The 13,951-nt window shown below is 35.8% G+C and carries 12 protein-coding genes; all 12 read right to left on the minus strand.

Annotation, left to right across the window (positions count from 1 at the left end):
* Positions 1 to 11: 11 nt before the first annotated feature.
* Positions 12 to 1,472, minus strand: coding sequence for a bifunctional methyltransferase/pyrophosphohydrolase YabN (gene yabN, locus BG05_RS04105; RefSeq protein ID WP_002009675.1), 1,461 nt, complete (start codon positions 1,470 to 1,472; stop codon positions 12 to 14).
* Between the two features lie 12 nt (positions 1,473 to 1,484).
* On the minus strand, positions 1,485 to 3,086 hold the full coding sequence (locus BG05_RS04110; protein ID WP_002130218.1) for a putative polysaccharide biosynthesis protein: 1,602 nt from the start codon (positions 3,084 to 3,086) through the stop codon (positions 1,485 to 1,487).
* Between the two features lie 231 nt (positions 3,087 to 3,317).
* Positions 3,318 to 3,854: a stage V sporulation protein T gene (gene spoVT, locus BG05_RS04115; protein ID WP_002009670.1), complete on the minus strand. Its 537-nt coding sequence runs from the start codon at positions 3,852 to 3,854 to the stop codon at positions 3,318 to 3,320.
* A 135-nt stretch (positions 3,855 to 3,989) separates the two neighbouring features.
* A complete protein-coding gene (gene mfd, locus BG05_RS04120) occupies positions 3,990 to 7,520 on the minus strand; it encodes a transcription-repair coupling factor (RefSeq protein ID WP_003186817.1) in 3,531 nt (1,176 codons plus the stop codon).
* 105 nt (positions 7,521 to 7,625) lie between these two features.
* Complete coding sequence (locus BG05_RS04125; RefSeq protein ID WP_002091576.1) at positions 7,626 to 7,850, minus strand: anti-sigma-F factor Fin family protein; 225 nt, start codon at positions 7,848 to 7,850, stop codon at positions 7,626 to 7,628.
* Positions 7,851 to 7,920: 70 nt separating this feature from the next.
* Entirely contained in the window at positions 7,921 to 8,481 is a 561-nt protein-coding gene (gene pth, locus BG05_RS04130; protein WP_087943057.1) for an aminoacyl-tRNA hydrolase, read from the minus strand.
* A gap of 72 nt (positions 8,482 to 8,553) precedes the next feature.
* Positions 8,554 to 9,507 (minus strand): ribose-phosphate diphosphokinase, encoded by a 954-nt coding sequence (locus tag BG05_RS04135; protein WP_002091580.1) that lies wholly within the window; start codon positions 9,505 to 9,507, stop codon positions 8,554 to 8,556.
* A gap of 18 nt (positions 9,508 to 9,525) precedes the next feature.
* Positions 9,526 to 10,905 carry a bifunctional UDP-N-acetylglucosamine diphosphorylase/glucosamine-1-phosphate N-acetyltransferase GlmU gene (gene glmU / locus BG05_RS04140; RefSeq protein ID WP_002091584.1) on the minus strand — a complete coding sequence of 460 codons (1,380 nt, stop codon included), beginning with the start codon at positions 10,903 to 10,905 and terminating at the stop codon, positions 9,526 to 9,528.
* Positions 10,906 to 11,229: 324 nt separating this feature from the next.
* A complete protein-coding gene (spoVG, locus tag BG05_RS04145) occupies positions 11,230 to 11,523 on the minus strand; it encodes a septation regulator SpoVG (protein ID WP_000454042.1) in 294 nt (97 codons plus the stop codon).
* Positions 11,524 to 11,675: 152 nt separating this feature from the next.
* Positions 11,676 to 12,050 (minus strand): RidA family protein, encoded by a 375-nt coding sequence (locus tag BG05_RS04150; protein ID WP_000869819.1) that lies wholly within the window; start codon positions 12,048 to 12,050, stop codon positions 11,676 to 11,678.
* 123 nt (positions 12,051 to 12,173) lie between these two features.
* On the minus strand, positions 12,174 to 13,022 hold the full coding sequence (gene purR / locus BG05_RS04155; protein ID WP_002091587.1) for a pur operon repressor: 849 nt from the start codon (positions 13,020 to 13,022) through the stop codon (positions 12,174 to 12,176).
* Positions 13,023 to 13,076: 54 nt separating this feature from the next.
* Positions 13,077 to 13,946, minus strand: coding sequence for a 4-(cytidine 5'-diphospho)-2-C-methyl-D-erythritol kinase (ispE, locus tag BG05_RS04160; protein ID WP_012260164.1), 870 nt, complete (start codon positions 13,944 to 13,946; stop codon positions 13,077 to 13,079).
* Positions 13,947 to 13,951 lie beyond the last annotated feature (5 nt).

The following is a 13,951-nucleotide window of genomic DNA, read 5'->3' on the forward strand; positions in this document are numbered from 1 at the left end:
AAATCCCCCTATTAACGCTCTGTTTGTTTTGCCTCTTCCCATAAAATATCTAACTGTTCTAATGATAAATCTTGCATTTCCTTATTCATTTCAGCTACTTTTGCTTCCATGTATAAAAAGCGATCCATAAATTTCTCATTAGTTGAACGTAACGCTTCTTCTGGATCTAATTTATAATGACGAGCTATATTCACAAATGCAAATAGTAAATCACCAAATTCACCTAGCATCTTTTTCTCATCCATGTTTACAACTTCTTGTTGGAATTCTTGCCATTCTTCTAAGGCCTTCTCTATCATCGGCTGCACATCAACCCAATCAAATCCAACCTTTCCAGCTTTCTTCTGAATTTCATAAGCACGCATTAGTTGTGGCAAGCTTTTTGGAATACCCGCTAAAACAGATTCTTTCACGAATCCCTTTTCTTGTTTTTTAATTTCTTCCCAATTTGCAATCACTTCATCAGCATTATTTACATCCGTATCCCCAAACACATGCGGATGACGACGAACCATTTTCTCAGCTAAAGTCCGAATAATATCATCTATAGAGAACCAACCTTCATCCTCTCCAATTTGGGCATGAAGCATAACTTGTAATAATATATCACCTAGTTCTTCTACTAAATGATCATCATCCTCTTCATCAATTGCTTCTAGCACTTCATACGCTTCTTCAATTAAGTATTTCTTTAAAGATTGATGAGTTTGCTTTTTATCCCATGGGCAACCATTCGGTCCACGAAGATCAGCAATAATTGCTCTAAGCACATCAAATTGCTGATATAAGGACGCACGTTCCTTAACTGGCGGTACATACACACTCGTTAAATTATTTAATTCTGTTTCGTGATCTAACATGTATAACGATACCTTTTTCACTTGCTCGAATGAAGTCCCTGCAGCTGTTACGATATACACTTCGTAATCATCTGGCAAAATCTCCATTAACGTTAGCTTCACATCTGAAGCAACGAATGCATCATACACCTGGCAAAAGATTAAATGTTGACGTAATTCTAATTGTCCTCTTTCAAATGATGTAGCATCAATTAATTGGAACCCTTCAATCGGATCAATTTTTAGACTTGCGAACATCGGATCAAGGAAACTTTGTCCACCTTCAATTCGCACTTCAATATTTGCTGCTTCTCCTTTTTCCAAAAGTAGCTGAACTGTTCTTTCTGCTACAAGCGGATGACCTGGAACAGCATAAATAATTTCTGCGCCTTTAGCTTGTTCTAGCAATGTATTCGCAATTGTTTCATATACGATTTCAAATGTATCATGTGCCTCATATACATTATCAAAGGCCGTATACTTTATAGCTTCTTTCTCCAATTCTTCTATAACTGGGTGCTCCTTCGTTCTAACAAACATATGGTCTGCTTCTTTTATCTTTCGATATACACCCATTGTTAACTGATCTAACTCACCAGCACCTAATCCTAAAATAGTAATGATTCCACTCACAACCAGTCACCTCTATCCACTCTTCTTCAATGAACCTTCTTTTTTCTCTTGTTTCATAACGTTTCCTAATTCTTCTTTTGTAAATACACGTAATTTTAAAATTAAAAACATATATGCTAATCCACCGATAGCTACACCTAACAGCGCTTCAAGCGTCGCAATTCCTCTATGTCCTGTATCAATTACTAATCCGGACATTCGTAACATACGCATAAAGATTATTAATACAAACCCCATACCGATACCACTAATAGCTACACCTAACATATTCCGCCTATCAATAAGCGGCTCCGATACAGCTCGCATAAGTAACACACTATTTAGCAAGGCAATTACAATAAGCGCAACTAAAGTTGCAATTGCAGCTCCCTTTACACCAAAATACGGCATTAATATATAGTTTAAAACTAACTTCAAACAACCTCCAAATACAACGAATATTGCTGGTTTTAATGTTTGTCCCACTCCTTGCAAAATGGAAGCAGTTGTAATTGACAATGAACTAAATAAAATAGATAAAGATAAAATCGATAACACATCTGATCCATCACTATTTTCAAACAACATAATATTTGTAGGTTGAATAATACAAGTTAATCCAATAGCAGCTGCAGATCCAATAACAAATGTTATTTTCATTGCTAACTTTACCTTTTCTTGAATAAATGAAAGATCTCCTCTTTCTTTCGCCGCTGTAATAATAGGAATAAGTGACAATGAGAAAGAAGTTGTCACAACAGTACCTAATTGCATAAGCGGGATACTTCTATCATAAACACCTTTTAGTACCTTTGCATTTTCAACTTGCTCTCCCGCACGAATAAGCAAAGTATACAAGGAAATAGAATCCGCCATTTGTATAAAAATAAGGACTAAATTACTAACACAAATCGCTAATCCCTGCCAAAAAAGGATTCGAACAATCCCTTTTTTATTTCTAATTCCCTTCCATCTTTTGAAGAAAATAGCATGGAAATCATGACGCATATAAAGTAAAAGTACGATAATCCCAATAAGCCCGCCTGCAATTGAACCTAGCATGGCACCCGCACCAACTGTATATAAATCAAATCCATGAGCAATAAGGAATAGTGATAAAAATACAATAATAGAAACACGAATCGTTTGTTCAATTACTTGCGAAACAGCCGTCGGCATCATATTATTGAAACCTTGAAAATATCCTCTCGCTACAGATAAAAATGGCATTAGTAGGAATGAAAACGAAATAACACGTAATAATTTATCTAAATGTATATCGCCCATAGCCGATGCAATTGTTTCGGCCCCAAAGAATAATGTGAAAAATCCTATAAATCCAATTCCTAATAAAAACCAAAAAGATACACAAATAATTTCTTCTGCTTCTTTTTGTTTTCCTCGTTCTAATCTTTCTGCGACCATTTTTGAAATAATAATGGGAAACCCATAAGTAGCTAAAATCAAACAAAATCCATAAAACGGATAAATTTGTTGGTAAATATAAAAACCAACATCACCCGCTATATTTTGATATGGAATACGGTAAAAAGCGCTTAATACCTTCGTAACAAAACTTGCGATTGTTAATATAATAGCCCCACGCCAAAAGGCTTGGTACTTCTTCGCTTCCATACAAGAAAACTCCTTTTTCTATTCTCACCCCTCGTATTATATCACAAAGAAAAACTGGCTCTCCTTCATATTCCTTACATTCACTGACTTCTTTCAACAGCAAAAATATTCAATGAAAAAAGGTAGCAAAGCGCTACCTTCGTTCAATATACTTATATCTCCAAATAGTTAATTTCTCAAATAGAAATATCATAATTAGGAAAGATTGCTACTTATAGAAATTACACTTCGCTACTGCTCCATTTGTTTCGCTAAAAAGCTTGCAGCTGTATTTACTGATTTATGCTCTACTTCACTTATAATAGCCTCTTTAGAGAAGATAACGACAGCTCCGATTGGATCTCCATTTGCAATAATCGAGCCAATTGTATAAGAGCTCACTTTTTCTGTTACTCCATCAATAATTGAAATTTCGCTTTCATCTGTCATAATTACAGACTTACGCTCTTCCATTGTCTTCTCAATTAAATCGCCAACACTTTTATTTAAGTATTCTTTTTTAGATGCGCCTGCTACTGCGATAATAGAATCACGATCGCATACAAGCACATTATGTCCTAAGCTATCGTATAAAGCTTCCGTATATTCCTTTGCAAAATTACCTAGTTCACTAATTGGAGAATATTTTTTCAAAATCACTTCTCCATCGCGATCAACAAATATTTCTAGTGGATCTCCCTCACGAATACGTAAAGTTCTACGAATTTCCTTCGGAATTACTACCCTGCCTAAATCATCAATTCGACGTACGATTCCAGTTGCTTTCATTCTAATGCTGCCTCACTTTCTACTGATGATCAAAGTGGTGAATTTACCTGTTCATGTAAAAATCACCAACTATTAAACATAGTATTTTACACATTAGTTCTTCTATGCACGTCGAATTGTATTTTTTATCTTATATTAGGCATTTATTACTTCTTTTTTTACATCTGGCAAGCCTTTTAATAAATTTTCAGCAATTGTTAACCATTTCGACGTCTCTAATCCATTCGTTTTCATCACAATTTTCAATTGTGACCCCTCCATACCAAGACCGATCATACGGCCAAAACTACTTCCTAGCATGAATAATTTTCCACCATCTATATTTTGGCTCGCTTGTTCAGAAAACAGGAATGTTACTTCAAATTTATTTTGCTTAATTAACTCAATTTTTTCTTTCATCGCCAACACTTTAATGTTTGCAATTTGTAATAAATAACCAACTTCTTGTGGATAATCACCAAATCTGTCGATCATCTCTTCCTGCAACTCTTCAATATCTTCAATTGCAGAAATACCTCTAAATTGTTTATACATCATAATTTTTTGTTTACTATCTGAAATGTACGCATCCGGTAAATACGCATCTACTTCTAAATCAATTTCAACATTAACGGTATTTTCAACTCCGTCTGTTCCTCTACGTTGCTCAATTGCATCTTTTAACATTTGAGAATATAGATCAAATCCGACAGAATCAATAAATCCATGTTGTTCTGCCCCTAACAAATTACCCGCACCACGAATTGATAAGTCTCTCATCGCAATTTTGAAACCAGATCCAAGCTCTGTAAACTCTTTAATTGCTTGCAGACGCCTCTCTGCAACTTCCGATAACACTTTATCACGTTTGTATGCAAAGTATGCATACGCGACGCGATTAGAACGCCCAACACGACCACGAAGCTGATACAACTGCGATAGTCCCATACGATCTGCATCAAATACAATTAATGTATTTACATTCGGAATATCTACACCCGTCTCAATAATTGTTGTACTTACAAGAACATCATGCTGCCCTTCTAAAAACGATAGCATAACAGACTCTAATTCACCTTCATTCATTTTCCCATGTGCGTATGTTACACGAGCATCTGGAACTAACATCGAAATTTCATCTGCTTTTCTTTCAATATCCTCCACACGGTTATATAGGAAGTAAATTTGACCGCCTCTTGCTAACTCTCGCTCTATCGCTTCTCGCATTAACGCTGGATTATACTCTACTACATATGTTTGTACTGGGAAACGATTCTCTGGTGGTGTCTCAATAACAGATAAATCGCGCACACCAAGCATAGACATATGAAGTGTACGTGGAATCGGAGTTGCCGTTAATGTTAACACGTCAACATTTGCTTTCAATTGTTTAATTTTTTCTTTATGTGTAACGCCGAATCTTTGTTCTTCATCAATAATAAGAAGTCCTAAATCTTTATAAGTAACATCTTTAGATAAAATACGATGCGTTCCGATTACAATATCCACCGTTCCATCTTTTAAACCTTTAATCGTTTCATTTTGTTGTTTTCGTGTGCGGAATCTACTTAGTAACCCTATATTAATCGGGTAATCTTGAAAACGCTCTCGAATTGTTTCATAGTGTTGTTGTGCAAGGATTGTTGTTGGTACTAAAATCGCAACTTGTTTTTCATCCATAATTGCTTTAAATGCCGCACGAATAGCTACTTCCGTCTTTCCATATCCTACGTCACCACAAAGAAGCCTATCCATCGGACGTCCGCGTTCCATATCTTTCTTAATCTCTTCAATAGAACGTAATTGATCCTCTGTCTCTTGATATGGGAATAAAGATTCAAACTCTTGTTGCTCTGCCGTATCTGGTGTATATGCATAACCTTTCGAAGCTTCACGCTCGGCATATAATTTAATTAGGTCATCTGCAATGTCTTGTACAGATTTTTCAACTTTCGTTTTGACCTTCTTCCAATCATTTCCGCCTAATTTATAAACTTTTGGTTCCTTACCTTCAGACCCTACGTATTTTTGCACTTGATCAATTTGTTCAATTGGAACGTATAACTTATCATTACCTTGATATTTAATATTTAAATAATCTTTATGAACACCATTAATCTCTAATGTCTCAATACCTAAAAATTTACCTATACCATGATTTACATGAACTACATGGTCTCCAACTTTTAATTCCGAATAACTTTTAATACGTTCAGCGTTAGATAACTTTTGCTTACGTTGTGATTTTTTAACCTTCTTATGAAAAAGCTCCTTTTCAGTAATGACAACAAACTTTTGCATCGGCATTTCAAAGCCTGCATGTAAATCACCTACAGCAATTTGTAACCTTCCAGGCAATAAGATATCTGTCGCCTCTACAATGTCTGCATCAATATCATAATCACTTAAAATATGTTGTAGTTTTTTTACACGTTCATCATCTGTTCCAAGCACAACGGTCGTAAAATTACCTTCATTCCATCTATCAATTTCAGTTTTTAACAAATGCATCTGTCCGTGGAAATCTTGCATCGTTTTACATGTCACATTTACAATATTTTGAGGATGTGTGTGTGCTATATGGCGTAAGAATAACGTTAAATATACAAAACTTCTTTTTTTATTATGAAGAAACTCCTCAAACGAGTGGGAGAAAGATAAATCCTGAATAATTGTTCCTTCGCCAAGAAGTGAGATATACCATTCCGCTTCTTCTGTTTCAAGATGTGATGCTGTTTCTTGAATACGGGAAATCTCATCTAAAATCACAACACCATTTTCTGGTAAATAATCTATCAGACTAGCAGGTTCTTTATAGAAAATAGATAAATATTTAAACATTTGTTCTATACTCTGCCCGTTTTTCAACATTTCAATTTCATGACTAACCGTCTCAAGCACAGTAGTCTTTAATTTATCATCGGAAAGCTTTTGCATCGTCTTAGTCAAACCTTCTTCAAGATGCTTAATTCCCGATTTCAATTCTTCCTGTGAAAATAAAAACTCTGTTGCTGGACCGAACTTAACACTTTCCTTTTTATCTTGAGAACGCTGTTCATCCACATCAAACAATCGAATAGAATCGACTTCTGTATCGAAGAATTCAATACGAAACGGTAATTCTTCCGTTAATGGGTAAATATCTAATATTCCCCCGCGTAAACTGAACTCTCCTGGAGCTTCTACCATTGACTTACGCTCGTAGCCAATATGATGTAAAGTATGCAAGAGTGCATCTAAATCAATCTCTTGCCCTAGATTGATTTCAATTTGCCTTTGCTTCCATAATTCTTTTATTGGTAAAAACCTACGCAGCCCTGCAACTGGCGCTACAATAATCCCATTCTCTCCTGTAGCTAAGCGATTTAACACTTCAATACGTTGTGCCTTCAATTCTGGACTTGCAACACCAACCTCCGATGCTATCAATTCATTTACCGGATATAGCCAAACATCTTTTTCACCAAGTAACGCCACTAAATCTTCATGTACTTTTTGTGCTTGGTATAAATTGTGCGTCACGATAAGTTGTGATTGCTTTGTCTTTTTATATAAAGCTGCCATTAATAATGAACGAGAGGATGTTGCCATACCCGATACAAGTTGTTCTTTCAACCCATCTTCTAGCCCATTAATAACCGATTGTATTTCTTCATTTTTATAAAATTGCTCTAATAAACCTATCATTTTCAAAACTCCTCTCAACATAAAGAGCAAGTTACTATATTTTATGCAAATATTTTGGAAAAAGAAAACAGAAAAATGCTTTGGACATGCCAAAGCGACAACATTTTATTGCAGAAATTTTTCATATTCATAATACTCAGGATAAGATGCGAGCGTTTCTTGACACGATTCACAAATCGTTTTTATATATATATTTCCATTCTCATGAAAATGAATCATATCCACTACTTCTTGCTCTGTTAGTTGAAACAAAACGTCGCTATATACTTTTTCTGCGATAATGGAGCCCACATTACTTCCACAATGTCTACAGTAATAATAACCTTCCATACTAGCCTCCTAAATATCCAATTGCTACTAGTATGGGATAAAACAAAATAAAATATTCTAGATTGTGCGCTTAACTATTAAAAGTATTCATGATTTGGAGAAAAGGTTTATTTAACCATTCCTCACATGCATCTGCTGCATTTTCAATGGATTGATTAACGCCAGATATTTCTTCAGATGTAAAACGTCCTAATACGTAATCCACTACTTTTATCCCATTTTTCGGACGATCGATTCCCATGCGGATACGTTGAAATTCTTGTGTTCCTAAATGTGAAATTGTTGATTTCACACCATTATGTCCACCCGCACTACCTTTCATGCGAAGGCGTAATTTACCTACAGGAATATCTAAATCATCGTACATAACAATGAAGTCCTCGACATCAATTTTATAATAATCCATGAGTGGACGGATACTTTCCCCAGATAAATTCATATATGTAAGTGGCTTTAGTAAGATTACTTTTTCCCCATTAACAAAACCTGCGCCAAATACCCCTTTAAACTTTTGTTCATTCAAAGAAATACTCCAACGTTTTGCAAGTTCATCGATTGCCATAAATCCAATATTATGCCTTGTTAATTCATATTCTCTACCTGGGTTCCCAAGTCCTACTATTAATTTCATTCTTGTACCACTACTTTCTTTTTTCGATACGAAAAGACGTAACCAAGCTTGGTTACGTCTCATTCTATCCAATTAATTGAATAATACACTTACAGATTCTTCTTCGTATACACGAATGATTGCTTCTCCGATTAATGGAGCAACTGAAAGTTCATGTACTTTATCAATTTTCTTCTCTTCTGGTAATACGATAGAGTTCGTTACAACTAACTCTTTAATATTCGAATTTTGAATACGCTCAATTGCTGGACCAGATAATACTGGGTGTGTACAGCAAGCATATACTTCAGAAGCACCGTTCTCAACAAGAGCGTTTGCCGCTAATGTAATTGTACCAGCTGTATCAATAATGTCATCAATTAAAATTGCTGTTTTGCCTTCGATGTTACCGATAATGTTCATTACCTCAGATACATTCGGACGAGGACGACGCTTATCAATAATAGCGATTGGCGCCTTTAGGCGATCCGCCATTTTTCTAGCACGCGTTACACCACCGTGATCAGGAGATACGATTACGATATCTTTAAGGCCTTTTGCTTCAAAGTAGTCTGAAAGAATCGGTACACCCATTAAGTGGTCGATCGGGATATCAAAGAATCCTTGAATTTGCGGAGCATGTAAATCTAGAGTGATTACACGAGTTGCACCTGCTGTTTCAAGCAAGTTTGCTACAAGTTTCGATGTAATTGGTTCACGAGAACGCGCTTTACGGTCTTGACGCGCATAACCATAGTAAGGAATAACAATATTAATTGTTTTTGCAGATGCACGTTTTAATGCATCAATCATAATAAGTAATTCCATGATATGTTCGTTTACTGGGAAGCTTGTAGATTGAATAATGAATACATCGCAACCACGGATACTTTCTTCAATGTTAATTTGAACTTCTCCATCACTAAAACGATCAACAGAACATTTTCCTAGTCCTACTCCAATATGCTTTGCGATTTGCTCAGCAAGTTCCTTATTAGAGTTTAAAGAGAATACTTTCAAATTAGAATTTAGATATTGAGTCGACATCTAGATTAACCCTCCACATTATGATTTTTTCTTATTCAGCAATTGATCAACATAGTCTTCTTTGTTAACTTGACGTGCACGTGCTACTGATAATGCTTTTGATGGAACATTCTCTGTTATTGTAGAGCCTGCTGCCACATAAGCACCATCTTCAACTGTTACAGGAGCAACAAGGTTTGAATTACATCCAATAAATACCCCGTTACCAATTACAGTTTTAAATTTATTCTTGCCGTCGTAGTTCACCGTAATTGAACCACAACCAAGATTCACGTCTTCTCCAACTTGTGCATCCCCGATATAACTTAAGTGTGAAGCTTTACTTCTATTACCAAAAACAGTTTTTTTAATTTCTACGAAGTTTCCAACGCGCACTTCATCTCCAATAACTGAATCTGGGCGAATATGTGCAAATGGACCAACTGATACTTCTGTACCAAGTTTGCTGTCATGTACAGTAGATTGACGAATTACCGTACGATCTCCAATTTCACTATCGCGAATTACTGTATGCGGTCCAATTTCACAATCAGAACCAATTACAGTGTTCCCCTCAATAACCGTTCCTGGGTGAAGAACTGTATCACTACCAATAATTGCATCCGCAGAAATGTATGTGTTACTTGGATCAATAATTGTAACACCATTTACCATGTTCTTTCTGTTGATACGATTTTTCATAATAATTTCCGCTTGCGATAGAGCGACTCTGTCGTTAACACCTAACGTTTCATCGAAGTGCTCTGTTTGATAAGCTGATACAATATGACCTTCATTTTTTAAAATTTCAATAACGTCCGGAAGGTAATATTCGCCCTGTACATTATCATTTGAAACTTTAGAAAGTGAAGCAAATAAAGCTTTATTATCAAAACAATACGTACCTGTATTGATTTCTTTAATAGCTAATTCTTTTTCATTCGCATCCTTATGCTCAACAATCTTTTCAACATGACCATTCTCATTACGAACGATACGGCCATATCCAGCAGGCTCTTCTATGTACGCTGTTAGTACCGTCGCCATTGCTCCCGCTTCTTCGTGTTGCTGAAGCAATGCTTCCATCGTTTCAGCAGTTATTAGAGGTGTATCACCACAAATAACTAAAGTTGTTCCCTCTTCATTTGCAAGTACACTTGCAGCTTGATCGACAGCATGAGCTGTACCAAGTTGTTCTGCTTGTAATGCAAACTCACTTACGTTTCCTAGCTGTTCTTGTACCTTTTCAGCACCATGCCCAACGACTGTTACAAGTTTCTGCAATCCTAATTGAGATACTTCATTGACTACATGTTGTACCATTGGTTTTCCACATACAGGATGCAGCACTTTGTATAACTTGGACTTCATACGTGTGCCTTTACCTGCAGCTAGAATCACTGCAAATCTGTTTGACATATAGACCCTCCATCGCAACCTATTTATCCATTAACGATATTATCCTAAATCATCATATATTTCAAGAAACACATTATAACTATTAAATTTTACCATAATTCTTATAAGATGTTTTACTCTTTAGTATCTTTTTTAAGGAATAAGCTATACTATTTTAAATGATTTTGAAAAAATTAGAAGTTTTTCATCTTTATTTTTTCAAAATATGAATTTTTATAATTAGAAACGTGTATTATTCAAAAAAAAACAAACTCCTGTAAATGCTTACAGGAGTTTGCTACAAAATTATAAGACTTTCTTTCAAAAGCCCTTTTCATTCGAATTTTACGAAGCGCCTGCTTCTTCAAACTCAACCTCTTCTAACTCGCCTAAACGATGATACTCTGTTAAAACCGCATCTTGAATTTTAGAGCGTGTATTAGAATTAATTGGATGTGCAATGTCACGGAATTCTCCATCTGGAGTACGTTTACTTGGCATTGCTACAAATAATCCATTATTACCATCAATTACACGAATATCATGAACAACAAATTCATGGTCTAGAGTAATAGAGGCAATTGCTCTCATGCGGCCTTCTGTGTTTACGCGGCGTAATCTTACGTCAGTCACTTCCATCTTGTGTTCACCACCCTTTTCTAAATAAGCGATATATTTGTATAAATTCCACAAAATTTCTATTTTCCCTTTAATTTTTTAAAAATTTTTAAGATAAAAATTTTTATTGTAGTTGAATATAAGGATTAGTAGAGGTTATCGCTTACAAAGAGTTACTTAACTAGGGCAATTACTTCGATTTCAACAGAAACATCTTTCGGTAATTTTGCTACTTGTACACAAGAACGCGCTGGTTTATGAGTAGAGAAATAAGAACCGTATACTTCATTAACAGCATTAAAATCATCCATATCCTTCAAGAATACTGTTGTTTTTACCACTGTATCAAATGAAGCACCTGCTTCTGCTAATACCGCTTGTAAATTTTCAAATACTTGCTCTGTTTGTACTGTTACATCTCCTGTTACAAGTTCTCCACTTGCCGTTAACGGAATTTGTCCTGAACTATAGAACATATTATTTACAATAATCCCTTGTGAATATGGTCCGATTGCCTGTGGTGCTTTGCTTGTTTGAACAACTTTCATACTTTTCACCCTTTTATTATTTATTTTTACTCTTTAAAAATAGTGTACCAAAGGCAGTTTGTCCATCTATTTTGTAATTTATAAATAGGAATAAAAAAAGGTAAAGCAATCTGCTTTACCTTTTTACTCAGCCTCTACAAGCCCTTTATCAAATGGTGCAAGTGCATAATTCCCCTTTTCCACTTGAATCGCTTTTTCTTTCACATCAACTTCTGACAGACGAATTAATGATACAAAGTTATTAATAAGTCTTTCTTCAATATCCGTAGACTCTACTAATACGCCAATCCCAACAACATTAGCTTTAAACTCTTCTAGCATGCTCATCATACCTTGAATGGTTCCGCCAGCTTTCATAAAGTCATCAATAATTAAAACATTGGACCCTTCTGGAAGGCTACGCTTTGCTAAAGTCATCGTTTGGATTCGCTTAGAGGAACCTGATACATAGTTAATACTAACAGTGGGTCCTTCTGTTACCTTATTATCTTTTCTCGCAATTACTACCGGTACATCTAAGTAGTTCGCTACTGCATAAGCAAGCGGAATTCCTTTTGTCGCTACCGTCATAACCGCATCAATTGGTTGCCTAGCAAAAACAGAAGCAAATAAACGACCTGCGCCATTAATCTGGCGAGGATTACTTAAAAGATCCGTCATATATAAGTAACCGCCAGGCAAAATACGGTCTGGGTTTTCAAATAAGCTACAAAGCTCGTTAATAATCAGATTTGCCTCTTCTTCACTTATATAAGGAATATATTTCACTCCTCCTGCTGCTCCTGGTACCGTTTGCAATGTGCCGACACCTTGTTGTTCAAACGTTTGCTTAATAATAACTAAATCTTCACTAATGGAAGATTTAGCCGATTGATACCTTTCAGCAAAAAAAGTGAGAGAAACTAGCTGACGAGGATTTTGTAACAAGTAATACGTCAGATCGACCAATCTTGTACTTCGTCTAATTTTCATACTCTCACCTCAAATCACGAATATTCTAAACAAATCATAACGTATTATACGTCTTTATTCAAGCGTTTCTCGCTCTCCTAATAAACGCACTGCATATACTTGCTCGCAAAATCCTTTTAACCCGTTATATATGCGGTGCATTCGCGAATCATGGTGTACAAGACCAAATACAGTTGGGCCACTTCCACTCATTAATACGGCATCTGCTCCAAAGCGTTTCATCTGTGATTTAATACGTGCAACCTCGGGATGCATCGCAAACGTCACATCTTCTAAAACGTTACCAACAGTATCACAAATTCCTTTATAATCGCCATGGTTAATGACTTCAACCATTTTATCTACATTTGGATGAGTAACACGATTTAATTTTAAATTTCCGTACACGTCAGCAGTAGATACACCAATGTGGGGCTTTGCTAAAACAACCCAACAAGAAGGCGGAGTCTTTATATGTTCAATTTCTTCTCCTCTTCCAGTGGCAATAGCAGTTCCACCATATACACAGAACGATACATCTGACCCAATTTCTGCGCCAAGCTTTGCTAATTCATCGATTGTTAGCCCTAAATTCCATAACTTATTAAGGCCACGTAATGTCGCTGCTGCATCACTACTTCCACCTGCTAATCCAGCGGCTACTGGAATCGTTTTTTCAATAGTAATAGACACACCTTTTTTTACATTAAACTTCACTTTTAATAATTTCGCTGCTTGATAAGCTAAATTGCGTTGGTCGTCTGGGACATACCGATTATGGGACAAAATTTCAATACGGTCTTCGGCTAATTCCGTTAGCTCTAAACGATCTGCCAAGTCGATTGTTGTCATAATCATTTTCACTTCATGATATCCATCTTGTCTTTTTCCCAGTACATCTAACGACAGATTAATCTTTGCTGGTGCTTTCACTAGTAGCTTCAATCTAT

Source organism: Bacillus mycoides, assembly GCF_000832605.1.
GTDB classification, from domain to species: domain Bacteria; phylum Bacillota; class Bacilli; order Bacillales; family Bacillaceae_G; genus Bacillus_A; species Bacillus_A mycoides.

What these genes read in the sequence shown, in the direction of transcription:
- BG05_RS04110 (WP_002130218.1), bottom strand. Translation starts at nt 3,086, where the DNA reads ATGGAAGCGAAGAAGTACCAAGCCTTTTGGCGTGGGGCTATTATATTA.
- spoVT (WP_002009670.1), bottom strand. Translation starts at nt 3,854, where the DNA reads ATGAAAGCAACTGGAATCGTACGTCGAATTGATGATTTAGGCAGGGTA.
- mfd (WP_003186817.1), bottom strand. Translation starts at nt 7,520, where the DNA reads ATGATAGGTTTATTAGAGCAATTTTATAAAAATGAAGAAATACAATCG.
- BG05_RS04125 (WP_002091576.1), bottom strand. Translation starts at nt 7,850, where the DNA reads ATGGAAGGTTATTATTACTGTAGACATTGTGGAAGTAATGTGGGCTCC.
- pth (WP_087943057.1), bottom strand. Translation starts at nt 8,481, where the DNA reads ATGAAATTAATAGTAGGACTTGGGAACCCAGGTAGAGAATATGAATTA.
- BG05_RS04135 (WP_002091580.1), bottom strand. Translation starts at nt 9,507, where the DNA reads ATGTCGACTCAATATCTAAATTCTAATTTGAAAGTATTCTCTTTAAAC.
- glmU (WP_002091584.1), bottom strand. Translation starts at nt 10,905, where the DNA reads ATGTCAAACAGATTTGCAGTGATTCTAGCTGCAGGTAAAGGCACACGT.
- spoVG (WP_000454042.1), bottom strand. Translation starts at nt 11,523, where the DNA reads ATGGAAGTGACTGACGTAAGATTACGCCGCGTAAACACAGAAGGCCGC.
- BG05_RS04150 (WP_000869819.1), bottom strand. Translation starts at nt 12,050, where the DNA reads ATGAAAGTTGTTCAAACAAGCAAAGCACCACAGGCAATCGGACCATAT.
- purR (WP_002091587.1), bottom strand. Translation starts at nt 13,022, where the DNA reads ATGAAAATTAGACGAAGTACAAGATTGGTCGATCTGACGTATTACTTG.